Genomic DNA, 25,329 nt, shown 5'->3' on the forward strand with positions numbered 1-25,329 from the left:
TGAAATGAGTCTAACTCAAGGAAGAGATAGAGATTCATCATGGACAAGCTTTATAACGTGACCGATGCCTTTACGATGGTGCATCCGCTCACGCTCGTCAAAGGCAAAAATGCCAGAGTTTGGGACGACAATGACCGCAGCTATATCGATTTTGTCGGCGGTATCGGCGTTTTAAACTTTGGTCATTGCCATCCTTACATCGTTGACGCCATCATTCAGCAAGCCCAGGCGCTGATTCACTATGCCTACAATGCGGCAGCGCATCAGCCGTATCAAAGCTTTATGCCGCGATTGTGTGAGCTTGTGCCTATTAGCGGCGAGCTGGCAGGGATGCTCACCAACTGCGGTGCAGAAGCAACCGAAAACGCTATAAAGATAGCATGCATGAAAACGGGTCGCACAGGCGTCATTGCGTTTGATGGTGGCTTTCATGGGCGCACACTGGCTGCGGTCAATCTCAATGGTAAGGTCGCGCCTTATAAGCGCGGGCTTGGTGCATTAGGGAGCGGCGTTTATCATATTCCTTTTCCCAGCCCCGATAACAATATCAGCGACGAGCAAGCGATTGATGCGCTCCAGCGTTTATTTATGGTAGAAACCGATATCGATAATATCGGTGCCATCATCGTCGAACCTGTACAAGGGGAAGGCGGTTTTCAATTGATGTCGCCCACCTTTGCGCAATATCTACGTAAGTTTTGTGATGAGCACGGCATGTTACTCATCATGGACGAAATTCAATCCGGCTATGGTCGTACGGGTACGCCGTTTGCTTTTACCCATTTAGGGATTGAGCCTGACCTTATTTTACTTGGCAAAAGTATAGCAGGCGGCTTGCCTTTAGGTGCGGTCATAGGCAAGGCTAGTGTGGTCAATGGTCTTCCTAAAGGCAGTTTGGGCGGTACTTATTCTGGCAATCCAGTTGCTTGCGCCGCTGCCAATGCCACGCTTGATATCATGCAAGCTAATGACGTTTGGCAGTCAGCCAAGCATTATGCCCAGACGATTGAGACGACCATCAGCCAATGGCAGCAAGAAGGTATCTCACCTTGGTTATTTGGTCTTACTGGTATCGGTGCGATGCGCGGTATCGAGCTGCGCCATCCTGAGCATGATGTGCATCCAAGTGTGATGGCGCAAGTATTAACCAAAGCCCGCGAGCGTGGTCTATTGCTGATGCCAAGTGGGCAATATCGCCATATCATTCGCTTATTACCGCCACTTACCATAGATTCTGACACCCTAAAAGAAGGGTTGGATATTCTAAAAGAGGTACTCATCGCGCTTCCTGATGGATTGCCTGCCGCTTAATGTTTAGGAGTGCTTAGGCATGTTTAGGAGTGCTTAGGCGTGCTGAGGATAGATAGCGCATCGTCATAACCAAATGCTCGAAACAAAATACTTATTATTAAGCTAAAGATTTATTAACTCTATTACAAGGATGTTTATTTGTGAAAAATAGTAGCGTCAGTCCAGATAAGGATTTTATCTGCAGCGATGATATCCGCCATCATTTTTCTATGGCCATGTCAGCCATGTATCAGAACGAGGTGCCGCTATACGGCGACTTGGTTGATTTGGTCAGTGAGGTCAATACCGAAGTATTAACCTCACATCCTGATATCAAATCACAACTGCTGCATACGGGCGAGATTGAGCGCCTAAGCATGGAGCGCCACGGGGCGATTCGGCTGGGTAGCGCAGCAGAGCTGAGCATGATGCGCCGTCTTTTTGCCGTGATGGGTATGCACCCTGTCGGCTACTACGATTTAGCGCCTGCTGGCGTGCCGGTGCATTCAACAGCTTTTCGCGCGCTTGACTCGCATTCATTGCATAAAAGCCCCTTTCGCGTTTTTACCTCGTTATTGCGTTTAGATTTGATTGTCGATGAAAATTTACAACAAGAAGCCACGGCCACACTGGCGCAGCGTCAGATATTCACTGCTGGCGTTATTGAGCTTATTGAAGTCTTTGAGGCGCAAGGTGGTTTGACTACTGAGCAAGCAGAGCAATTTGTCCAAGAAGCGTTAGAGACATTTCGTTGGCATGATAAAACGCCGGTGGCAAAAGCGCTCTATCAGCGTCTATTAAATCAGCATCCGCTCGTCGCTGATGTGGTCGGCTTTAAGGGTCCACATATCAATCATTTAACGCCTCGAACCTTGGATATTGATGCCGTACAACAAGGCATGCAAGCAAGAGGCATACCCTCAAAAGCCATTATCGAAGGGCCACCGCGTAGAGCGTGTCCTATCTTATTAAGGCAAACCAGTTTTAAAGCGCTACAAGAAGCGGTTGGCTTTAAAGTTGCTAATAACTCAGACGCTAGCCATGAAGAGTACGAGCAAGGGCATCATACCGCGCGCTTTGGAGAGATTGAGCAACGCGGTGTGGCGTTAACACAAAAGGGCCGCGCGCTTTATGATGAATTATTGGCCGCAGCTCACCGCCAGCTTGGTGCTACCCCAAATGAGGACAATGCGGCTCAGTATAATCAAATTTTAACTGAGGTATTTACCGCTTTTCCTGATGATTATCAAACTCTACACGATGAGGGGCTGGCGTATTTTTATTACCAGTTGACGGATAGCAGCCTTGATTCTGAAGATGGTCAAGCATTGTTGGCCGCCACCTTAAGCAATGATGATTTGAATAAACTGCCTAATGCTAAGCTGACTGCTCTGATTAATGATGAAGTGCTTCGCATTGAACCCATCGTTTATGAGGACTTTTTGCCTGTCAGTGCCGCCGGTATCTTTCAATCGAATCTGCAACAGGCGCAGCCAAGCCAATATGATGGTTACTCAAGCCAACAAGAGTTTGAACGTGATTTGGGGGCAGTCATTTACGATGAGATGGCATTGTATGAAGCGATGCAGGCGCAAAGCCTTGAGCAGTGCCTGTCTAGTGTCAATATTTAGTAAAATTTAGGCTAAAAATAGCCAGCGTATAGCCGACTTATTACTACGTCATTCCAAAAAGGAATGACTGCAAGAAATTTATTATTTTGCAACTTAGTAGGTAGCAGGGTAATTTTATAAGTCAGTCAAGGACGTAGTAAACCATTATACCAATAAGCAAAGGATTGATTATGATTAAGCAATACATGTCTGCCATGGGTGTCAAAGAAGAACAATATCAACATGGCGATTTTGAAGTCAATACGCCTATAGACGGTACGGTTATTGGCAAGATAACTCTAGATAGCGTTGATGATGTTAATAATAAAATCCAAAATGCCAAACAAGCCTTTCAAGAATGGCGTGTCGTTCCTGCCCCTAAACGTGGTGAGCTGATTCGTCTGTTGGGTGAAGTCCTGCGTGAACACAAAGAAGACTTAGGTATCTTAGTATCGCTAGAAGCCGGAAAAATCAAAGAAGAAGGCCTTGGCGAAGTACAAGAAATGATTGATATTTGTGACTTTGCCGTGGGCGTATCGCGTCAGCTTTATGGTCTAACCATCGCCTCAGAACGCCCAGGTCACCACATGCGTGAGACATGGCATCCACTGGGCGTCATCGGCGTCATCTCTGCCTTTAACTTCCCAGTCGCCGTTTGGTCTTGGAATACGGCACTGGCCATCGTCTGTGGCAACCCTGTCATCTGGAAACCTTCAGAAAAAACCCCACTTGTCGCCTTAGCTTGCCAAGCGTTATTTGAAAAAGCCTTGGCAAAATTTGGTGAAGCACCAGCACATTTATCGCAAATTATATTGGGCAAAACCGATATCGGTAATGCGTTGGTTGAAAACAAAGACATCGCTTTAGTCAGTGCCACCGGTAGTACGCGCATGGGCCGAGAAGTGGGGCCAAAAGTCGCTGAGCGTTTTGGTAAATGCTTGCTTGAGCTTGGCGGTAATAACGCCATGATTTTGGCACCCACTGCCGATTTAGATTTGGCACTACGTGGCATTCTATTCTCAGCAGTAGGAACGGCAGGGCAGCGCTGCACCACCTTACGCCGTCTGTTCGTTCATGAGTCGGTCAAAGACGATATCTTACCGCGCGTTAAGTCTGCATACGAGACGGTGAGCATCGGCCATCCGCTTGAAGGCAATTTGGTCGGTCCACTGATTGATGAAGACAGCTTTAATAATATGCAAGCGGCGTTAGAAAAGGCTCGCAATACTGGCGGTAAAGTCACGGGCGGCGAGCGGGTGCTGATGGATAAATTCCCCGATGCTTATTATGTGACCCCGGCGATTGTTGAGCTTGATGAGCAAAATGACGTGGCACGTAGTGAGACGTTTGCACCGATTTTATATGTCATGCCTTATAAAGAATTTGACGATGCGCTAGCGATGCAAAACGATGTCCCACAAGGGTTGTCATCTTGTATCTTTACCAATGACTTGCGTGAAGCTGAAACGTTCCTCAGCGATCGCGGTAGTGATTGCGGTATCGCCAACGTCAATATCGGCACCAGCGGTGCTGAGATTGGCGGCGCATTTGGCGGCGAAAAAGAAACCGGCGGTGGTCGTGAATCAGGTTCTGATGCATGGAAAGCTTATATGCGTCGTCAGACCAATACGGTCAACTATTCAACCGAGCTGCCACTGGCGCAAGGCATCAACTTTGGCTAGTAAGAATGTGATGTGATGTGATGTGACGCTTGTTAAGTAGGCTCAGCGCCTATTTAACAAGCCAAGTATCAATTGTTTTGGTAGCCAATTATTAAGTATTTATTGTTTTGGTATGAAAGCCTGCGCAAGTGATGAATAACTATTCATGATTTCAAAAACAGGTTTTTTTACTCCCTTTTTAGTACTCTTTTCAGCGTTTTTTTAGCATTATCAGCAGCCATGGATTGGTTGTTCCCACTACTGTTATATCTATGACAACAGTAACCACTACTAAGGAAGGTAGGTGTCTTATGATGGATGATAAACCTTATGACGAAGCTAAAGATGGCTACGGTCCGTCTTCTAGTTTTTTATTAGATATTGCACCTCTGGTGTTGACTGCCATTATTCTGATGGTGCAGTTTTTTGTATTCAAAGATTTTACCCCTCACATTCCCTTAGCTTGCGGTCTTCTAATCACCGGCTTGTTTATGAAGCTGCGTGGCCGTGATTGGGACGGCATGGAACAACGCTTTTTAAAGGTTGTTAAAATTGGTCTACCGGCCATGATTATCTTGATGGGCGTTGGTATGCTCATCGGGGCTTGGATTATCGCTGGTACCGTCCCTACGATTTTATACTACGGTTTTAGCATTTTTTCCCCTTCATCATTTCTAGTCTCCGTTTGTCTTATCTGCGCCATTATTTCTGTCGCAACCGGTACCTCTTGGGGCACGGTTGGTACAGTCGGTCTTGCTATGATGGGTATTGGGCTAGGCTTGGGAATCCTGCCGTCACTAACGGGCGGCGCTATCGTTTCTGGTGCTTTTTTTGGCGACAAGATGTCTCCTCTATCAGACACCACCAACTTAACGCCAGCAGCGGCTGGTGTTGAGCTTTGGGATCATATTCGCGGCATGTTGCCAACGACTGTACCTGCCATGGTGACTGCATTAATTATCTATGCTTGGATTGGGATGGGTTACGGTGCAGAAAATGTCGATTTATCTTCGATCAAAGAAATTCAAACCTCACTAGCGGCCAACTATAACTTGAGCGTGATTACTTTATTACCTGCTGTAGTCGTTGTCATTGCGGCGGTAATGAAAATGCCCGCTATTCCAACGGTATTATCAGGTGTAGTAGTTGCAGGCTTAGTCGCGTTCTTTATGCAAGGCGTGGGTGTTCACGATATCTTTAACGTCCTACAAAATGGCTTTGTCAGTGAGACAGGCTTTGCTGTCGTCGACCAATTACTGTCTAAAGGCGGTGTAATGTCAATGACATGGGTCGTGACCTTGACCATCTTTGCCTTAGCGTACGTCGGCGCCATTGAGCATTACGGTACGCTCAAAGCCATCATGGCAAAAATTAATAAGATGGTGAAATCGAGATTTGGTTTAGTGATAACCACTTATGCCAGCACGATCGGTGTCGGTACTTTGATTGGTGACGTCTATACCACACTAGTGTTGCCAGGTCGTTTACTAAAAGACAAGTATAAAGAGATGGGATATAAGCGCACGACACTCACGCGCTCTATTGAAGACAGTGGTACGCTGTTGTCGCCACTTATCCCTTGGAACATGGGCGGTAGCTTTGTCGCTGCGACCCTTGGTATTGCGACCCTTACTTATGCGCCTTTTGCATTTGCTTGCTGGTTATCGCCTTTGTTTGGCTTGTTATGGGCATTCTTGGGTAAATTTATACCACGTGAAGAGCCATCCGTAGAAAAGCTTGACACGACTACTTCAACGTCAATTAGTGACGTGTGATACAAGGGAGCATGAGATGTTACAAGAGCACTGTTTATGGAACATGACTGCACCCAATATTGAGTCCCACAGTCAAATGACTAATGATACTCAAGCGACTATCTGTATCATTGGGGGCGGTTATACAGGGCTATCAGCGGCGATTCATTTGGCTGAAAAAGGCGTCAAGGTTATCTTGCTCGAGAGCCAAACGATCGGTAGTGGCGGCTCAGGGAAAAGTGTAGGGCTGGTCAATGCAGGAACGTGGGCGCGCCCTGATGATTTGAATATTGCGTTAGGTGAAGCGGCGGGTGAGCGCTTAACTGAAGCCCTTGGACAAGCACCAAGCTTAGTATTCGACTTAATCAAGCGTTATAATATCGATGCACAAGCCACTCAAGCTGGTAATATTCATATGGCACATAACGCCAAAGGTGAAGTCGATGTCGATATTAGATACGAGCAGCTAAGCCGTCGCGGTGCGAATGTTGAAGTATTAACCGGCAGTAAATGCCACGAATATTGTGGCACCAAAAATATCAATAAAGCGTTACTCGATCACCGTGCGGGTACCATAAATCCGCTGGCTTATGTGAGAGGGCTGGCCAAAGTAGCAAAAGATCTTGGCGTCACTATCTATGAGCATTCCGCTGTTGAAACTTTAGAAAAGGTGGATGGCTATTGGTATGCAAGGACTTCTAAAGCGCGCGTGAAATCTGAGCGCGTTATTATTGCAACCAACGCTTATACCGAAGGCGAGTGGACAGAAATCAAAAAGACGTTTTATCTAGTGTATTACTATCAGATTGCGTCTGAGCCGCTCAGCGGAGAGGCGGCAGATCGTATTTTGCCATACAAAACAGGGGCATGGGATACACGCTTGGCCTTGTCTAGCTTTCGCCGTGATGACGATGATCGTCTATTATTGGGAACAGTTGGTGGTACGCAGCTTAAACCAAAATCCTTTTATCAATCATGGGCCAATGCTGTGCAACAAAGCTATTATCCAGATTTACCAGCATTTAAGTGGCAGTATGAGTGGACTGGTAGCTTCGGCTTTACGCAAGATCATATCTTTCGAGTCATGGAACCCGCTGAAGGTTTACTGACAGCAACGGCTTATAACGGTCGCGGTATTACCACAGGCACGCTGATGGGTAAGTGCTTTGCAGATTATATAATGACAGGTAATAGGGACAGTATTCCCTTGCCATTTAAGACTTTAGAAGAGGCAAAAATATCTTTTGGAGGCATTAAGTCTGGCTTTACTGAGCTGGGACTGACTTTATATCATGCAGGTCAATGCCTAAGAATCATTGGATAACTTTATATTGGATAACTTTATTGAGTTATCGTCTGATTTTGCTAAAGTTCTTTTAAATATAAAGATATTTAGAGTTTTACGATGATAGGAAGACATTAATACTTGTTTGATTACTAAAGCGTATTAATATCCATATTTATTTTCTAGTATCTGATATGCTATTATCCTTGAGTCACTATCGTGGGTTTAACAGTTTTGTATCGTCATCCGTTATTTTAATTAATGGCAGCGTACAAACCTTGCAACTTCCAGCACGATATAAAAAAATTCTGGTAAAGCGCATGAGCCTGTACTCCGACATCCTCATTTGTGCCTGATTTTATTTGCCTATTTAGGCCTAATTCAACCTTTTTCGTCGGAGTTACAGGAGTCTAAGGTGTTCAATATCATGAGCCACATTGCCAACCAATCCAAATATACCCGTCATTATCATCCACGTCATCTTCTTGCACAGTATGCGATCAATCAGATAGCAACACTTGAGCTGCGTCCGCAAGATATTGTCAAAGCCATGGGTTATCCTATCAAGCATACCATTCCTGCTTGTGAGCGACTGCGTCATGTATTGTCGAACAAATATCTCGGGCTTGATAGCAGCTATCTTGATAAATATTTTACTGCTGATGAGTTTTTAATAGCATTATTTACAGTGCTTGAGATACCTCATGCACCTTTTGCAGAAGATATTGCCCAAATTAAAGATGACTTAACACATTATCCTAGCCGGTTGCCAAAATATAGTTTGCGAGCAGAGGTAAACTTTGAGTTTACTGCGGACGTGAACTGGATGGCTCGTGGTGCTGCTTCGCGCTTGGCTCATATAAGATTGCCAGAGGGATTTGCCAAACTAGATGAGTCTGAGCGAGCGTCGATAGTGAAAAAAAGTATCTACAAGCATTATCGGCAGCACGAGGGCAACCTACCTTATAATGGTATGGTTAAAGGTTATCAATTAATCACTGAACAGCGTAATGAAGTGGTTGATAGCGTCAAATATGCTCTACCAGAATCTAAAGCGTGTTAAGTTTTAAATGTTAAATGCCAAAGGTCGAAGGTCGAAGCAAAGCCTGACGGTAATGTCAGACCGCTGACAGTGGTGACGAGTGCGAGATTTGACTAGTCACTTAACGACGCTTTTTCACATACCTTTCCTTGCTCATTTTGGTGCAGATATTCTTTAATTCACATTACTTCTAAAGCTTAGGTATTCGGCGGTGATAGCATCGGCATCTTCAATTTGTGGATAATGTCCCAACGCTGACATCTCAGCAACATTGGCATTCGGGATCAATTCACGGTAACGCTGAATCATATGTTTACCCGAGATGGGATCTTTGGCACCTGCAACCAGTTTAATTGGTATGCTGCTATTGATAATCGCGTCTACCCAGCGTTCACGATATTGTTGACGTTGTGGTATATAGTTAATCAGTTTATGCATCACTGCTAGACCATTATTATGAGTTAACAGCTGCCATAACGTTTCGATGACCTCAGGGGTTGGCGGCGTTGCTGGCCCAAATATTTGTTGTAAATTATCCGCAAACTTCTGCTTATTAATGAATTTGGATACCAAAGGACCTAAGGGCGACAATAATAATTTTTGAATCAAGATTGGTTTGTGAGTCTCAGGAAACAGGCCACCATTTAGAAAACAAACACTGTCAATGCGCCTTTTACTATTGTCACTACTGCCACTAACTTGCCTAGCTAATAACTCTTGTGCGACTGTGTCACCATAATCGTGTACCAAAATATGATAGTCATGGATGCCAAGATTTTGCAAAAAAGTCTCAAAAATATCAGCCTGCTCACTAATTAAGTAGCGCGCGTCTTTGGGTTTGTCAGACAAGCCAAACCCCAACATATCGAGAGTGACAACGTAATAATGCTCAGTGAGCTTCTCCCACATACCTTCCCAATCCCAACTGGCACTGGGGAAACCATGAATTAACAGTAATACTGGCGCATTTTTATCTCCACCCTGACGGGTAAAAATTTTCTGACCGTCAATAAATACGAATTGTCCCTGTTGTTGCCATTCATTCAGCGTTATCATTATTGGCTCACTCCTCAAAAGACGGATCAGTTCGGTGCAGCTTTCTTAATAAGGCCGGCCACGCAATATCACCATTGGCTTCTTTAGTTACTTGCTTCGATGCCGCTTGAATGCCAGCCAATATTTGCGGTGATATCAAGGTTAATTCACTGCCGCCGCTCTGCGCTTTGATTTGGACCTCGCACGCTTTTTGCAAGATGTACATGTTTAAAAAGGCATCGGCCACAGTGCTTGCACAAGTGAGCAAACCATGATTGCGTAAAATCATGAAATTGGCTTCTCCAAGATCAGACACTAAGCGCACTTTTTCTTCAGGGTTCAAAGCAACACCTTCATAGTCATGATAAGTCAAGTTAGATGATGGAAATAAGGATTGTTGCGAGATAGGCAATAATCCTTGCTGTTGGGTAGATACAGCCACACCGTCGCTGGTATGGAGGTGGATAACGCAATGGGCATCACTACGAGCTTCGTAGACGGCACTATGAATGGTAAACCCTGCAGGATTGATATCGAATTCTGATGACGACACTTTTTCACCAGCTTGATTGACTTTGACCAGACTAGAGGCGGTAATCTCTTCAAATAGTAAACCATAAGGGTTAATCAAAAATTCATCCTCAGTATTTGGCACACGTGCCGAAATATGAGTAAAGACCAAATCATCCCAGCCATACAAGGCAATCAATCGATAACAAGCGGCAAGGTTGACTCGCATCTGCCATTCTTGTTCAGTTACATTGTCTTTTACGTTTCATTTACATTGAGTGTTGAATTGCTTTTCATTATGTCATCCTTGAATTTCTTAGCTATTTTTGAAAGGCGATGAATCCATCATTTTGTCCGCACGGCTCCCTCAAATCTATATCCTACGATAAGTAAAAGCAATTGAATTCTTTATAAAGATAACTGTTACTCGCTTATGACACGTTTAAGATAGATGTTTGAAATCAATAGATTTCATTTAATTTCTATTTTGATAATTAGATTAAACGTTTGTATCCTCCAATTTTATTTCTTATGATCTCACCATTGTCATACACCTAAAGGAGCCTATGAGTACCATATCCTCTAAGAGTGAAAATTATTATTGAGGGTCAGTGTTCGCATTGTTATCATAAGCGAGTGAAAGATGTTGCTGCTGTTTATCGTGAAAAAGATAAAAGTTTAAATATTATCTATTTATTGATTGCATCTGACAGATTATCAAAGACTATGAGAGCTTATAAAAAATTTTGATAACTGTTGTTGATCATTAGAAGTCTTTGCAGAGCGATATCGCTCTGCAAAGACTTTTTCTGTTAACTAATGAGACAGAAGATTTTAGAAGCTAATACAGCGTAATAAGAGCTAATTCTTGCTGAATGAGTAAGAATATAAAGGAAGAATGAGGTAACATTAGCGTTAGAAGTAAGGGACGATTTTCAATAAAAAGGGAGTTTTACAATGAAGGGAATCACGCGTTTTTCGAATAGTTTGATGGAAAAATACTTACCGGATCCATTTTTATTTGTCATCATCTTAACCGTCGTGATTTTTGGTATGGGCTTAGGTCTAACCGATTCTTCACCGGTACAGATGGTGGCATATTGGGGTGAGGGCTTCTGGGCATTACTCGCGTTCTCAATGCAGATGGTACTGGTACTCGTCACTGGCTTTGTATTGGCAAGCAGCCCAATATTTAAAAAAGGATTGGGCAAACTTGCCGGCTTTGCCAAGTCGCCCGGTAGTGCGATTATTTTGGTAACCTTAGTCTCGCTTGCAGCGAGTTGGATCAACTGGGGATTTGGCTTGGTCATCGGTGCGTTATTCGCCAAAGAATTAGCGAAGCGTGTTGAACATGTCGATTACCGCTTATTGATTGCCAGTGCTTATTCTGGTTTTATTATTTGGCATGCCGGATTCTCGGGATCGATTCCTCTATCGATTGCCACAGAAGGCCATCCGTTCGTTGATAAAATTGGTATTATTCCGACGAGTGCGACTATCTTTGCGAGTTATAATTTAATTATCGTTGCAGCCTTGGTTATTATTGTGCCGTTATTAAACCGTCTGATGATGCCAAAAAAAGAAGATACGGTGACGGTCGATCCAAAAGTGTTGGCTGATCCCATCATTGATGAACTGCCAGAAAAATCAGCCATGACACCAGCAGAGCGTTTGGAAAACAGCTGGATACTATCGATGGTTATTGGCGCTTTAGGCATCGCCTTTATCGTTTATTATTTTGTGCAAAACGGCTTTGCATTGACGCTCGACTTGGTCAACTTTATGTTCTTGTTCCTTGGCATCATATTTCACGGAACACCGCGCAAGTATTTGATTGCCGTGCAAGAAGCGGTCAAAGGCGCAGGCGCAATTATTGTCCAATTTCCGTTTTATGCAGGCATTATGGGTATGATGACGGCGTCTGGCTTGGCAGCTGTTATGTCAGAAGCGTTCGTCAGCGTTTCGTCAGCAGACACGTTGCCACTTTTTGCCTTCTTAAGTGCAGGACTCGTCAACTTCTTTGTCCCGTCAGGGGGTGGACAGTGGGCAGTGCAAGCGCCGATTATGTTGGAAGCGGCAGAAATGCTTGGTAGTGACCCTGCAAAAGTTGCCATGGCGGTGGCATGGGGCGATGCTTGGACAAATATGATCCAGCCATTTTGGGCATTGCCCGCCTTAGCAATCGCTGGACTAAAAGCCAAAGATATCATGGGCTTTTGTGTCATCGTGTTGATTGTCAGTGGCGTTGTGATTGGTCTGGGATTATTGTTCTTATAAATAAATGCTAAAGTAATGACCTTGCTTTGAGTTAGGGGCGAGGTCTTTTTTATTCTTCTTTCCTGATTTTGAGTTACCTGTGAGAGATATTATGACTGTTCCACTGCATCGCCTGTATTCTTTTCGTCGTTGTCCTTATGCCATGCGTGCTAGGCTTGGCATCTTATTCGCTGAGTTACAAGTGGAGCTGCGGGAGATAACGCTCAAAAATAAACCGATGCAGATGCTAGCGATAAGTCCCAAAGCTACAGTGCCTGTTTTGCAACTGGCTGATGGTAGGGTGATTGAAGAGAGTAGAGAGATAATGGAGTGGGTGCTTGAGCAGCAAGATCCGCAAAGGTTGCTGGATTCAGAGGTTTTGCAACAGGCCAACGCTCTGATCGATAAAAACGATAACGAATTTAAACATTGGCTAGATCGTTATAAGTACGCCGACCGTCATCCTGAGATGACTCAGGAAGAGTATCGACAACGGGGCGAAGTCTTTTTACAGGTGCTAGAAGAACTGCTGACTAAAAACCCTTATTTGCTAGGCGATAGCATAACGATTGCCGATATTGGCATCATGCCTTTTGTCCGTCAGTTTGCGCATGTGGATCGCGATGTTTTTTATGATCTACCTTACCCAAATCTACAGCGCTGGTTGCAAGATTGGCTGGCGCATCCATCATTCCTGCAGGCAATGAAAAAGTACCAGCCTTGGCAAGAAGAGGATGATGTGGTGCTATTTCCTTCTTAATCCTAAGTGCTTAACGATAAGGGTTCATTAAGATGAACGTGCGTTATTAACGAGATGCTTAGTGGATATAACCACGCTTCATGGTTAAAAGCAGTATTTGGCCTCCTAAGGCGAAACTGTACGGGTAAAAATGTATCGACAAGCACTATAAGACGTATAATGGTAACCTGCCGTATAATTGCGTGATTAGTCATTGGTAATTAGTGGTTATCGACTTATCACTAAACAGCGTAATGAGATTATTGATAGCATTGAGTATGAGCTGCCAGAGTGTGAGCGGTATTTTATGTATCACTCATTATCTAATAGCAATTAGCAGCAATAAAAATTTAACAAAGTACCTCCAAATAAAAAGGCCGTCCTGAATGAGCAATAATAACCCGTATAATTTTTTACCTTTGCAGCCGACTGGTAGAAACGAGACTGATACTGCCAACACTTATGCGCCTGAAGACATGATTAAAATATACGAGCAGCAGTTTCTCATTCAAGTACCTGAAGAAAAGCTGACCGAGTTTTTACCCGCGCTAAAGAGTTTTTATGATATTGACAATCATACGTTAGACGTCAGTGCGATTATTTTTGACGCAATCGCGGAGTCCTCTATCATTTATAATCATAAGGTCAAAGCAGGGCGCTATGAAATCCTAGGCGAGTTGGTAAAAGAAGTGATTGAATATGATGAAGACAATAAAAATGATGAAGGTATTGAAGACCTAGACGCTGAGGACCTAGCCGCTGAGGACAAGGAGATTCAAGCTTATACACTAGAGTGCAAGCGCACCTTTTTCATTAACGATGTAGAGATACCTTATCATTTTAACTTGTTCATTTATGGTGACGGTTATTCTACTTTGACCAAAAAAGAAACCGTATTAGAAAAAATGTACTGGTTCGTTAGAGGCAGATTCGAAGAAAATCTATTGGACGATACCGAAGAGAATGACAGTTTAGACTCGATCAATAAGCAGCTAGCCAGCTTAGGTATTCGAGAAATGGATCTGAACACTATAGATGAGACAGTGAGCTATGTTGAGGACAACATCATAGACGATGCCATGGTGGACGAGCTTAACACCTTATTAGATGCTGCTGAGTAGGTAGCAAGCGCTAAGAGTAGGGTATGTCCTAAATTCGCATGACAGTTATTTTAAAATACTGTTTATGCCAAAGCTGTTATAAAAAAGCCGTTACAAAAGAACATTTATACAAGATTATTGATATAAGGCACATTGCTATGCAACAAACACAGAACCCTGTGGATCAAAGACAAGATGCTGTAGAACATAAACCCGTATTCATGCCGAGAACCAACAGTGATAATCTGGTCAAAACGGACATGGTTCGGTTTGAGCGGCATGTGGGGTTTGCGAGTCGCCAAAAGAAAAAATCCATTAATGATATGCATCAAGTCATTCGTAAAAAGTATGGCTTTAGTCATGTCCTAGAGCTATCGAGTAAATCGGGCAATAAATTGAGTTTTCCGCTCAGTCCATTGAGCTTAAAGCTCACGAATGAGCAAGATGGGCAGCAATATAGTGTCGAAAACGCCTTTCAAAGCAGTATGGTTTTTGAGGATGATGGCCCTTATATCGACTTGCTAAGTGTGCCGCCAAGACAAGCCAAAAAGGACGAGCGCTTAATAACTTCAGGTGAGCTGATTGGCTATAATTATTTTGGCATGGAATGGAGCGTAGAGCCGTTGACGACATTTTATGACTGGCTGTATATCAATGCCCTAAAGCAAAACCCGCATCTGCATGAGGAAGTCATGCAATATCAGGCCTTTACTGATCGTGATTTTAATCCCAAAAAAACTATCCATTGTGCCGCTTATGCGCTGGCGATGTTTGTGGCGCTTAATAAACGCGAGTTGCTCGATAACATTGAAGACCCTGCGGTATTCTTCAATTTATATCATGAATTCAAAATAAGTAACACCGAGCAGCTTTTGGAAGAAGGGTGGGTTTGATTGCTCTGTGCTTTCAATTTGATATAAGAAGTCAATTGGTTTTCTAAAAGCGACGATACAAATGAGCACTGAGTTTCCTATATAATACGAGCCATCCAGTTATTAATTATTCATTCAATTTAGGTTTTTTTCTTAGCAGGAAAAGCCTTTTATTAAGTAAAACGGTGCTTTATGTTTAACGCTTCCTCGACTCGTTTAAATAAATACATCAGCGAAAGCGGTATTTGCTCCAGACGCGACGCTGACCGCTTTATTGAACAAGGTAATGTGTACGTCAATGGCAAGCGTGCTCAAGTAGGCGCGCAAGTAGTCGCTGGAGATGCGGTAAAAGTTAACGGCCAGCTTATTGAGCCACGAGAGCCTGATGATTTTGTTTTTATTGTGTTGAATAAGCCAGTAGGTATTGTCAGCACCACCGAGAGCTCTGAGAAAAACAACATCGTCGATTTTGTGAGACATAGTTTACGTATTTTCCCCATCGGTCGTTTGGATAAGGACTCCCAAGGTTTAATCTTTTTGACCAACAATGGCGATCTGGTGAATAAGGTATTACGTGCTGGCAATAATCACGAAAAAGAATATTTGGTCACGGTCAATAAACCGATCACCGATAGTTTCATCGAGGGTTTGGCCGGTGGTGTGCCTATTTTGGGGCAGATGACAAAGAAATGCCCGGTTACTAAGGTCGCACCCACCGTGTTTAACATCACGCTAGTTCAGGGTTTGAACCGCCAAATTCGCCGTATGTGTGAGCATTTTGGCTATGAAGTGGTGAAGCTTGAACGTACACGGATTATGAATGTCAGTCTTAAGGGAATTCCCGTTGGAGACTGGCGAGATTTGACCGAAAAAGAGCTGTCTGTTTTACTGAAGTCTATAGGAGCGTCTTCTTCAGAGGACAATAAATCGGGCAAGAAGTCTCAGAATGCGCCTCGAAAAAAAGCTCGCACTGATAGCTCATCAAAGCCAAAATCATCTTCAAAACCAACGGGCGCCGCAAAGGGAAGTACCAAACACTCAAAGGATGGTGCTAGAAAGCCGAAAGGTTCTAAAGATAAGCGTCCTTTTGGTGATAGCAATAAATCTCGTGGCAATGGCAAACCTACTGCACGTGGCAATCGGCCTTCAAAAGGTCGAGGCTCTAAGCGGTAACAGTCTTCAAAGTCATAGATTGGTAAGTAGTGGTTGACTGGTTTAGAGCGTTTTACAAAAGATACTGTATCAAAATCCAGATAACTTAAAGTTTGATTGCTTTATTCATTTATGAAATGGCAATAAGCTAAATAATCTTAACCTTAATGAGATAATATTATGTTCAAGATAAAAGTAGAACGCATTGTCAAAAAACCGATTAATGAGGTTTTTGAAGCACTAAGTGACCACGCTAGCTATGGATTATTTAAAGCTGTAGGTACTGCTAAATTGTTGACTGAAGGTGACGAGGAACGCAATGGCGTTGGCGCTTTACGATCAGTACAAACGGGCACCTTTAAAGTATGGGAGCGCATTACGGCGTTTGAGCGTCCCACCCATATGCAATACAAAATCGAAAAATCTAAACCTATAAGAATGCAACATAACAAAGGCATGATTGATCTAAAAGATTTAGGAGACGGAACCACACACGTGACTTGGCTGTCTGAAGGTCGAATAGTTGTGCCATTAATTGGATGGGCGTTGGATCGTAAAATGCAAAAACAAGGTACAAAAGTATTTAATAGTATGCTCAAGTCTTTAGAGAGCAGATAAACTAAAAGCCGCTAAACTAGCGGCCTCGCTTGATTGTATTCCAAGTATTGCTTAGCGTTTTTATAGTTGTTCTCAATCAATATTGATTCATTGATTGAGAGCAACTACAATTACTCTTAATTGGACTCGTTCTTGGCGGCTTCAATGTCGTTAAAGCGTGCCAATTGCTCTGGTGTTGCTGGTTGTTGATGCTTCTCTTTCCACTCAGAATAGGGCATGCCATAAACAAGCTCACGCGCGTCTTCGTAGTCGATGTCAATCCCACGCTCTTCACCAGCTGCTTTATACCATTTGGATAAACAGTTGCGACAAAAGTCAGCAAGGTTCATTAAATCAATATTTTGTACATCTTTACGCTCGTCCAAGTGAGCCAATAAACGACGGAATGCTGCGGCCTCTAATTCGATGTTGGATTCTAATTTTGCCATAAGATTCTTCCTAATGGTTAATTGTTAATGGGTATTTATGCATTGTTATACAGGGCATTTTAAGAGTAATGATAACCTGTTTTCTGTTCATTTAATGGTTGTCCATTTATTAAAAATTTATTTACATGAGCTAACATTGAAATTCCCTCCAAACCTGAAAAATTGGATAAAAGAACTCAGCGCTTTATAAAATCGCCTGTGTAGATAATGGCTTTTGATAAAATAGCGCAGTCAAGTTAGGTGAGAAACCAAAGTAAGTAGTGATATAATGCCCTGATAATCAATATTTTATGAAGGTTTACGTTATGGCTCGCACCGCTAGCGCATTACACATTTTAGTCAAAGATAAAGCATTGGCTGACGACATTATTGCCAAACTCAAAAAAGGCGCGCAGTTTGATGTACTGGCTAAGAAACACTCCACCTGCCCATCAGGCAAAAAAGGCGGCAGCTTAGGTGAGTTTGAAAAAGGTGACATGGTACCAGCATTTGATAAAGTCTGCTTCAGCGGCGAACTCTTTACCCCACATTTAGTGAAAACCAAATTTGGCTGGCATGTGGTTAAAGTGCTTTACAGGACGTAAGCGTTAGAGACTGTAGTGGCATAGAAGCCTTAAACTGTTTTTAATAGATGATGCACACAAGAAAAGCCAGACAGCTTAGTTGTCTGGCTTTTTTAATTCTTGGTACTTATCTGTCTGCTAAAAATCATGCTGACGTATATGTGTACTTCAATCGGATAGTTATAACCATAGTATTTACATACAACATCATCTAAGTGAGCATAGCGTTGAGAAATCATCTCAAATTGTATTTATGCGCTAAGCTCATAATTCCCGCAAAGCGTCTTTACGTGCTTAATAAAGCCGCCTTTATTATTGTATGCCCAGTAGTCCGCCCATATTTGAATATCATAGGTGCTCTGCGTAATCCCCTAAAAATAGACAAAAAAAAGCCTCACATCTCCCATTAAGAGATGTGAGGCTTTTGCGCTTTATTCAAGCTAATTTGGAGCGGGAAAAGAGATTCGAACTCTCGACCCCAACCTTGGCAAGGTTATGCTCTACCACTGAGCTATTCCCGCTGATTATCAATTAACTGTCGTTAGTTGATGAAGGCGTATTATACGCAGTTTTTTAAGAGTGTCAATACCTATGACGAAAAAAGTAAAAGTTAGTAAGACAGGTATGTTATCTGGCCATAAATGTATGTTATAACAGTTTCTTATAATATGCATTCCAAAAGCTTTGCATTAAATAAATAAGCTGGGATGTACTTTATAGTTAGTCATAATCAAATTAAAAACCAACAATACTTAGAATGATAAGTCAAAGGATAAGAAATGAGTCAACAATATACCATCGCTGATTATTTGTTTGATCGAATCGCTGAAGCGGGTGCCACTGAAATATTTGGTGTGCCCGGTGATTTTAATTTAACATTTTTAGACAATGTTATCGCTTCTGATAAATTGCGCTGGGTGGGTAACACCAATGAGTTGAATGCAGGCTACGCAGCTGACGGCTATGCACGTGAGCGTGGTTTTGCCGCTATGGTAACGACTTTTGGCGTCGGTGAGCTGTCAGCGATTAATGCAACGGCAGGCTCGTTTGCAGAGTATGCACCGGTATTGCATGTGGTCGGCGCACCAAGCACAGCATTGCAAGATTCCAAACGCCGGATTCACCATACTTTGGGTGACGGGGTATTTAACCATTTTATTAAAATGGTCGAGCCGGTGACTGTGGCGCGCGCGCACATTACACCTGAAAATGCTGCTTCTGAGATTGATCGGGTTATTCGTCTGATTCTTAAAAAGCATCGTCCCGGTTATTTACTGTTATCACCAGATGTTGCAAAAACGCCAATTTATCCGCCAACGACCAAACTTGTCGATAGTGAAGAAGATATCACCAGTCAAGCGGCGTTAGATGATTTTAAGCAAGCGCTAATAGAATTTCTGCCAAACAAAACCACCACGCTTATGGCAGACTTGATGGTGCATCGTTTAGGGCTGCAAAAGCAGTTAAAAGCGTTGCTTGCCGATACCAATATTCCTTATACGACGCTATCGTGGGGCAAAACTTTGCTTGACGAAAACAGTGATCGTTGGGCAGGGACTTATGCAGGCGTGGCATCGCGTCCCGTCGTTAAGGATATGGTCGAAAACTGTGAATGTTTGATTAAGATTGGCGTGCAGTATACGGATACGACGACAGCGGGTTTTAGCCAAAATATTGATGAAAATGTGGTGGTTGACCTGCATTATGAGCGTGCAAGTATCGCAGGCAGAAACTTTGCACCCATTGCCCTAAAAGATGCTCTAAAAACATTGCATGAGGTGATGACTTCAGATATTAACATTGTGCCAAAGCAGTTCTGTGAAGAGGTAAAGCCGCATGAGCAACATGGCAAGGATGATGAGGCTATCCGTCAAGATGACTTATGGCATATCATCGCTGATGCGCTTGATGATAAAAACTTGGTGTTTTCTGAACAAGGTACTGCCTATTTTGGTATCAGTGATGTGCGTCTGCCAGAAGGCGTGACGTCTTATGGACAGCCTATGTGGGGTTCTATCGGTTATACTTTGCCGGCGAGTTTAGGCGCGGCCATTGCATCGCCGCATAAGCGTAGTATTTTGCTGATTGGTGATGGCTCGGCATTATTAACCATTCAAGAGATTGCGGTCATGATTCAAGAGCGGGTCAATCCTGTGATTGTACTGATTAATAATGACGGCTATACCGTTGAGCGGGCGATTCATGGTGAAAATCAGTATTATAACGACATCCCTAAATGTGACTGGCAGCTGATGCCAAAAGCGTTTGGTGCTACTGATGATAATAGTCTGCTACTAAAAGCAGAGACAGCGGGTGAGTTAAAAGCAGCTCTCAAGCAAGCAGCTGCCGCCAAAGACAAGCTGGTTATGTTGGAAGTCATCGCTGGTAAGCATGATATCCCGCCACTACTGGCCGACATCAGTGCCGCGCTGAAGCCAAAAAATGATTGAGTAATTAATAAAAAACTCGCTTCATAAAAAAGTGCAAGAAGCCCCATCTAGCAATGTTGCTAAATGGGGCTTCTTGCACTTTTTTATCCTATAGATTAATTAATCAGTTATTGCTCTTATGTCGGTTTGCAGACTTTAGTATCATGGTAGATTGGGTTATTTCCAGCCCTTATCATTCCATAGGAGATGACCCCGTCGTGATTTGGCTAAAAATGCTTATTGGCGCTTTGATGGTTTTGCTCATTCAATTATTTGCGCAGACCAAATTCTTCTATCTGGCGGCATTGGCACCGCTATTCCCTACATTTACCCTGATCAGTCATTTCATCGTTGGTACTGAGCGTAGTGCCGCGGATCTAAGAGTGGCATTGATATTTAGTATGCTTGGTGTCATCCCGCATCTTATTTATACTTTTGTGGTGTTTTTCAGTATTGGCTATATGAGCTTATATAAGGCTTTACTATTGGGCGTCGTCGCTTGGATGATAGCCGCGGCTATCTTAGTACTGACATGGCAATACATTCAAGCTTAAGCATTCAGGCTTAGATTAGCTGATACAGATGACAATTATCGTTGAATAAAAGTTGACGTTTACATGAGGTAGTACAGACAGCTTTCATCTATAAACGGATATGATTTGGCTAAAATATCTTTTATAAAATTTGATAGTAGATGTTACGCTTGGCAGTGGTCGATTGACCATCGCTGATAGGCGCTTATCTGGTGTGATATCTACTGACAGTGCGACAACGTAAGTTTTTTTTGAATCAAGTAATATCCCACTCATCATAAATATAACCACAAATACAATCACGACAACGACAAAATAGGGCTTAAAAAATGGATACCTTAAATATCCTCTACTTGGTAGGCGCGATATTAATTTTCGCCAGTATCATGGCGAGTACATTATCGGCGCGCTTAGGCGTACCATTATTGTTGCTGTTTTTGATAGTGGGTATGTTGGCAGGCGAGCAGGGTATCTTGGGTATTGAGTTCTCTCAATATGCGCTAGCCAATTTCGTTGGGCAGGCAGCCTTAGCCTGTATCTTGCTAGATGGTGGTTTACGCACTTCCTTTAAATCGTTCCGAGTGGGTCTAAAGCCTGCGATTACGCTGGCCACGTGGGGCGTGTTGGTCACGGTCATGGTGCTAGGTGTATTTGTCACTTGGCTGCTCGATGTCGATTGGCGCTTTGGTTTGCTGATGGCAGCGATTGTCGGCTCAACCGATGCGGCAGCAGTATTTTCTCTATTACGTAATGGCGGTGTCAAGCTTAACGACCGTGTACAAGCCACGCTTGAACTTGAGTCTGGTGCCAACGATCCTTTGGCTATTTTATTAGTCACTGGTTTGATTGCCCTAAATGTTGATCCTGCTGGTCAGACAGTGTCTGGCTTTTTAGTTTTATTGCTACAGCAGCTGAGCTTTGGGCTAGGGATGGGCTTGTTATTCGGTTATTTCTTATCCCGATTATTGCCCAAGGTACATTTGGCAGAAGGCATGTACGCCATTTTAATCCTCTCCGCTGGCTTGGCTGTGTTCGCCGCGACCAATCTCATTGGCGGCAGTGGATTTTTGGCGGTATACCTCACTGGTGTGTTAATCGGTAACCATAAAGTGCGCTCGACTGAGCATGTCATGCGAGTGATGGACAGCTTTGCTTGGCTGTCTCAGGCGGTGCTGTTTGTGGTATTAGGACTGCTGGTCACTCCGTCAAACGTCCTCAATGTCTGGCATTATTCGGTTGCAATCGCGCTCTTTATGATCTTTGTCGCGCGTCCTATTGCCGTCTATACCAGTGTCAAACCTTTCAAATTTAAAGACAGAGAGATCGGGTTTATCTCTTGGGTTGGTTTACGCGGTGCAGTGCCTATTACTTTGGCAATTTTACCTGTTATGGCTGGTATAGATAATGCCTTTATGCTGTTTGATATTGCCTTTGGTGTCGTGGTCTTATCATTGATTTTGCAAGGCACAACTATCCCGACGATGGCCAATCTATTTAAAGTACGTATTCCAACCAATAAAGACCCAAAAGAGGAGCACGAGGTCTGGGTATCCGATAAGGCCAGTATCACGCTATATGAGTTTGAGGCAAAGTCAGGTGCATTTGCCATTGGGCGTCATCCTATGGGTATCTCTAAAGGCATCAATCCAGATGAAATCAGTGTCTTTGCGCTAGTCCGTAATCAGCAAATCGTAGTAGTCAATGACAACACAAAGCTAAAATTCGGCGATAGTGTCTGGTATGCCATGAGAGGTAATCACGCGAGCAAAATCGCTAAGATTTTTAATGACACGACATTGGATCGCAAAGCTATCGATGACTTCTATGGCGATTGGTTGCTATCACCGAGTGTCAAGCTTGGAGACTTGCCGTTTTTTACAGGAATTATGGCGTCTGAGACATTGGTAAAAACACTTAAAACGTCCGATGAAGACAGCGCAAAAAACATGTGGGAGCAGACGGTGGCCGAGTACGTGAAATCACACTTAGGTACTGCGCCAGTGTCAGGCGATACTGTTGTGATAAGCGATGAATGGTCATTGGTTATTAAGGAAGTCGATGACAAAGGGAAGCTAAGAACCATTGGTCTAAAGTACCAAGACCAAGCAGCGACCGCCTAAAATTTTGTCGCAAATTGTTAACAGCTGATGATCAAAACAGTAAGATAAAGCCTTGTCTTTAAAGGCATTACTTTCAATACAAGACAATGCACCAGCTATTAGGACACTGTGATTAAGAAACACTGAGAATCCGAGTAGCAAAATCTGCTGATAAATTACGCTTTAGAATAATTCTCTGACAACAAATTTATCATTTTATTCAAAAAATCTGCCACATGTTTGTGTAGGTTTTCTCGGTATGCCCAGTGATGCTTCACTTCATAGCTTGCCTCATCAGGCAGTAGTATTTTCATCAGCCCCATCTCTTCATAGCGCATTGCTAGATCGCGTGGCAAATAGCCAACATGATGACCTGCCAAAATCAGCTGCGCGGTTGCCTCCATATGATAAGTGGTAGCGCTTAACGTCTTGGGGCGGACATGATTGATGCTCATATCAGTAATATACCCTCGTTTTATCCATGGATGGTTTTGTTCCAAGTCCTCAAAGCTTAAGTTTTCTGAGTCATAAAACAGTTTATGCTCGCGTCCGCAGCAGACGACCTGTCTTTCAATAAATGCTGGCTGAAAAGTGAGTAATGGTGGAAAACTACCAAAATAACCCACGCCAATATCACTCTCGTTACTCAGCAGCTTCTCCAGCATGCTTTCAGGGCTTTGCACATCGATAGAAAAATGAATGAGTGGATTGTCACGATAGCTAGCAGCCAAGCATTGGCGCAAGGCGTCATAAAAAAACGTCGGCATCTGGTCAATGAGACACAGTCGGATATGACCGCCACGCACCGAATCTAATTGGCGAATATAGTGCAGTTGATGCTGAAAGCTGGCCACCGCTTCAGTAAAACTCAAGCAAGCCTCGTAAACCGCAGCGCCATCTTCTGTCAGCTTAAAACCCGCGCGGCCACGATGACAAAGCGTCATACCCAAGCGATCTTCTAAATGGGTTAAATGTCCACTAATAACAGAGGGCGTCACATTTAAGCGCGACTGAGCGGCGGTCACGCCTTGACACTCCACGATTGCCATAAAGCTACGCAAGGTTTTGATGTCTATTTTTATCAATTCATCTAACATCGAAAGTTATGTTCCCGTATCTATTGTCTTGACCAAAACTTTTATAAAACTTCTAATAATAACGATTAAATCTAACTTACTACGAAAAAATAGAAGTTTACTTCTGAATTTTACCATGGTCTGCCTACCGATATTTAGGTATTGTCAGAGTCATATAAAAATTGATATATAACAAATTGTCTATTTCGACGACATAAAACAAGGATGTGAATTATGAAATTCAATCAACCATTGAGCGGCAACGACATGCCAAGATTTGGCGGTTTTGCTTCTATGATGCGCCTGCCAACTCAGGCTGATGCAGCAGGATTAGACGTGGCTTTCGTTGGTGTACCTATGGATATTGGGGCGTCAAACCGTAGCGGTGCCAGATTGGGCCCTCGCCAGATTCGCGATGAATCACGCATGATTCGCCCTTATAACGTTGCCACTCGCGCGGCACCCTTTGAGTCTTTACAAGTCGCTGATATCGGCGACGTACCTATCAATACCTTCAATCTCTTAAAAAGTATCGATATCATCGAAAAGTTCTATACAGAAAAAGTCGTGAATCATGGTGCTATCCCATTGACATTGGGCGGCGATCATACCATTGCTTTGCCTATTCTGCGTGCACTCGCCAAAAAACATGGCCCTGTCGGTATGGTACATATTGATGCGCATGCAGATATCAATGATGAGATGTTCGGTGAAAAAATCGCTCATGGTACGCCATTTCGCCGTGCTGTCGAAGAGAACCTCATCGATGGCAATCGTGTGGTGCAGATCGGTCTGCGTGGCACTGGATATAGTGCTGAAGAGTTTGATTGGTCAACCCAGCAAGGCTTTCGCGTGGTACCTGCTGAGGAATGTTGGTATAAGTCACTGACGCCATTGATGGCAGAAGTGCGTGAAAAGTTAGGCGATGGTCCTGTTTATCTAAGTTTCGATATCGATGGTATTGATCCTGCATTTGCACCGGGTACGGGCACGGCTGAAATCGGTGGCTTAACCTCGACGCAAGGTATCGAGATTATTCGCGGTATGCGTGGCCTTGATGTCGTCGGAGGTGATTTAGTAGAAGTGTCACCACCGTACGACCCATTTGGTAACACCTCTGTATTAGCCGCGAACTTATTGTTTGAGATGCTGTGTATCTTGCCGGGCGTCCGCTACGACGATAAAGTCAAAGCGATCTATTAATCATCATTCGTTATCTTTTCGCCAAATTCATCCTTTGTTAATAGGGTGGTATTGGTTTTTATATTAGATTTAAC

Annotated in this window: 20 protein-coding genes, 1 tRNA gene and 1 pseudogene; 17 read left to right on the top strand and 5 right to left on the bottom strand. The window is 43.4% G+C overall.

The annotated features are described in order from the left end of the window. Nucleotides 1–39 precede the first annotated feature (39 nt). The 6 genes from AAEY79_RS01675 to AAEY79_RS01700 all read left to right on the top strand — a co-directional run bounded on the left by AAEY79_RS01675 (nt 40) and on the right by AAEY79_RS01700 (nt 8,663). On the top strand, nt 40–1,311 hold the full coding sequence (locus tag AAEY79_RS01675) for an aspartate aminotransferase family protein (protein ID WP_201575704.1): 1,272 nt from the start codon (nt 40–42) through the stop codon (nt 1,309–1,311). Nucleotides 1,312–1,520: 209 nt separating this feature from the next. Continuing rightward, nucleotides 1,521–2,921 (top strand): VOC family protein, encoded by a 1,401-nt coding sequence (locus AAEY79_RS01680; protein WP_374190020.1) that lies wholly within the window; start codon nt 1,521–1,523, stop codon nt 2,919–2,921. Between the two features lie 170 nt (nt 2,922–3,091). Next, nucleotides 3,092–4,582, top strand: coding sequence for an aldehyde dehydrogenase family protein (locus AAEY79_RS01685; protein ID WP_101212038.1), 1,491 nt, complete (start codon nt 3,092–3,094; stop codon nt 4,580–4,582). A 290-nt stretch (nt 4,583–4,872) separates the two neighbouring features. Beyond that, a complete protein-coding gene (gene nhaC / locus AAEY79_RS01690; protein WP_352286997.1) occupies nt 4,873–6,336 on the top strand; it encodes a Na+/H+ antiporter NhaC in 1,464 nt (487 codons plus the stop codon). Nucleotides 6,337–6,352: 16 nt separating this feature from the next. Continuing rightward, on the top strand, nt 6,353–7,639 hold the full coding sequence (locus tag AAEY79_RS01695) for an FAD-binding oxidoreductase (RefSeq protein ID WP_201616565.1): 1,287 nt from the start codon (nt 6,353–6,355) through the stop codon (nt 7,637–7,639). 388 nt (nt 7,640–8,027) lie between these two features. Next, nucleotides 8,028–8,663: a hypothetical protein gene (locus tag AAEY79_RS01700; RefSeq protein WP_101212040.1), complete on the top strand. Its 636-nt coding sequence runs from the start codon at nt 8,028–8,030 to the stop codon at nt 8,661–8,663. A 153-nt stretch (nt 8,664–8,816) separates the two neighbouring features. Here the strand turns inward: AAEY79_RS01700 and AAEY79_RS01705 are convergent, their stop codons facing one another. Both AAEY79_RS01705 and AAEY79_RS01710 read right to left on the bottom strand, forming a co-directional pair. Next, nucleotides 8,817–9,698 (bottom strand): alpha/beta fold hydrolase, encoded by an 882-nt coding sequence (locus tag AAEY79_RS01705; protein ID WP_201566043.1) that lies wholly within the window; start codon nt 9,696–9,698, stop codon nt 8,817–8,819. A 7-nt stretch (nt 9,699–9,705) separates the two neighbouring features. Continuing rightward, nucleotides 9,706–10,434 (bottom strand): annotated as a pseudogene (locus AAEY79_RS01710) (class II aldolase/adducin family protein); the annotation flags it as partial. A 710-nt stretch (nt 10,435–11,144) separates the two neighbouring features. Between AAEY79_RS01710 and AAEY79_RS01715 the strand changes: the two are divergent. The 6 genes from AAEY79_RS01715 (at nt 11,145) to AAEY79_RS01740 (ending at nt 16,924) form a co-directional block, all read left to right on the top strand. Next, nucleotides 11,145–12,464 carry a short-chain fatty acid transporter gene (locus AAEY79_RS01715; RefSeq protein WP_352287000.1) on the top strand — a complete coding sequence of 440 codons (1,320 nt, stop codon included), beginning with the start codon at nt 11,145–11,147 and terminating at the stop codon, nt 12,462–12,464. Between the two features lie 91 nt (nt 12,465–12,555). Next, nucleotides 12,556–13,203, top strand: a complete 648-nt coding sequence (locus AAEY79_RS01720; RefSeq protein WP_201616571.1) for a glutathione S-transferase — start codon at nt 12,556–12,558, stop codon at nt 13,201–13,203. A 365-nt stretch (nt 13,204–13,568) separates the two neighbouring features. Next, entirely contained in the window at nt 13,569–14,303 is a 735-nt protein-coding gene (locus AAEY79_RS01725; RefSeq protein ID WP_350587826.1) for a hypothetical protein, read from the top strand. A gap of 158 nt (nt 14,304–14,461) precedes the next feature. Next, complete coding sequence (locus AAEY79_RS01730) at nt 14,462–15,175, top strand: DUF6977 family protein (protein WP_201575760.1); 714 nt, start codon at nt 14,462–14,464, stop codon at nt 15,173–15,175. Between the two features lie 171 nt (nt 15,176–15,346). Then, nucleotides 15,347–16,327: a 23S rRNA pseudouridine(2604) synthase RluF gene (gene rluF, locus AAEY79_RS01735; protein ID WP_201566048.1), complete on the top strand. Its 981-nt coding sequence runs from the start codon at nt 15,347–15,349 to the stop codon at nt 16,325–16,327. A 159-nt stretch (nt 16,328–16,486) separates the two neighbouring features. Then, the gene (locus AAEY79_RS01740; RefSeq protein ID WP_101212045.1) at nt 16,487–16,924 is read left to right on the top strand and encodes an SRPBCC family protein; all 438 of its coding nucleotides are present in this window, start codon (nt 16,487–16,489) and stop codon (nt 16,922–16,924) included. Nucleotides 16,925–17,040: 116 nt separating this feature from the next. Here AAEY79_RS01740 and AAEY79_RS01745 read toward each other — a convergent pair whose 3' ends face one another. Next, nucleotides 17,041–17,352: a DUF1244 domain-containing protein gene (locus tag AAEY79_RS01745; RefSeq protein ID WP_025650869.1), complete on the bottom strand. Its 312-nt coding sequence runs from the start codon at nt 17,350–17,352 to the stop codon at nt 17,041–17,043. A 305-nt stretch (nt 17,353–17,657) separates the two neighbouring features. Here AAEY79_RS01745 and ppiC point away from each other — a divergent pair, with 305 nt between their 5' ends. Beyond that, complete coding sequence (gene ppiC, locus AAEY79_RS01750) at nt 17,658–17,936, top strand: peptidylprolyl isomerase PpiC (RefSeq protein ID WP_201566049.1); 279 nt, start codon at nt 17,658–17,660, stop codon at nt 17,934–17,936. 425 nt (nt 17,937–18,361) lie between these two features. Here the strand turns inward: ppiC and AAEY79_RS01755 are convergent. Continuing rightward, a tRNA-Gly gene (locus AAEY79_RS01755) sits at nt 18,362–18,436 on the bottom strand. A gap of 258 nt (nt 18,437–18,694) precedes the next feature. Between AAEY79_RS01755 and AAEY79_RS01760 the strand changes: the two genes are divergently transcribed. The 3 genes from AAEY79_RS01760 to AAEY79_RS01770 all read left to right on the top strand — a co-directional run bounded on the left by AAEY79_RS01760 (nt 18,695) and on the right by AAEY79_RS01770 (nt 22,997). After that, nucleotides 18,695–20,365 carry an alpha-keto acid decarboxylase family protein gene (locus AAEY79_RS01760; protein ID WP_025650871.1) on the top strand — a complete coding sequence of 557 codons (1,671 nt, stop codon included), beginning with the start codon at nt 18,695–18,697 and terminating at the stop codon, nt 20,363–20,365. A 143-nt stretch (nt 20,366–20,508) separates the two neighbouring features. After that, complete coding sequence (locus AAEY79_RS01765) at nt 20,509–20,898, top strand: GlpM family protein (protein ID WP_227687547.1); 390 nt, start codon at nt 20,509–20,511, stop codon at nt 20,896–20,898. 308 nt (nt 20,899–21,206) lie between these two features. Further along, nucleotides 21,207–22,997 carry a potassium/proton antiporter gene (locus tag AAEY79_RS01770; protein WP_201566050.1) on the top strand — a complete coding sequence of 597 codons (1,791 nt, stop codon included), beginning with the start codon at nt 21,207–21,209 and terminating at the stop codon, nt 22,995–22,997. 155 nt (nt 22,998–23,152) lie between these two features. Here AAEY79_RS01770 and AAEY79_RS01775 read toward each other — a convergent pair whose 3' ends face one another. Beyond that, nucleotides 23,153–24,073, bottom strand: coding sequence for a LysR family transcriptional regulator (locus AAEY79_RS01775; protein WP_201566051.1), 921 nt, complete (start codon nt 24,071–24,073; stop codon nt 23,153–23,155). 213 nt (nt 24,074–24,286) lie between these two features. Here AAEY79_RS01775 and speB point away from each other — a divergent pair, with 213 nt between their 5' ends. After that, the gene (gene speB, locus AAEY79_RS01780) at nt 24,287–25,255 is read left to right on the top strand and encodes an agmatinase (RefSeq protein WP_201584031.1); all 969 of its coding nucleotides are present in this window, start codon (nt 24,287–24,289) and stop codon (nt 25,253–25,255) included. The last annotated feature ends 74 nt before the right edge of the window (nt 25,256–25,329 follow it).

The organism is Psychrobacter sp. GW64-MNA-CIBAN-0177 (assembly GCF_040309585.1).
GTDB lineage: Bacteria > Pseudomonadota > Gammaproteobacteria > Pseudomonadales > Moraxellaceae > Psychrobacter > Psychrobacter okhotskensis.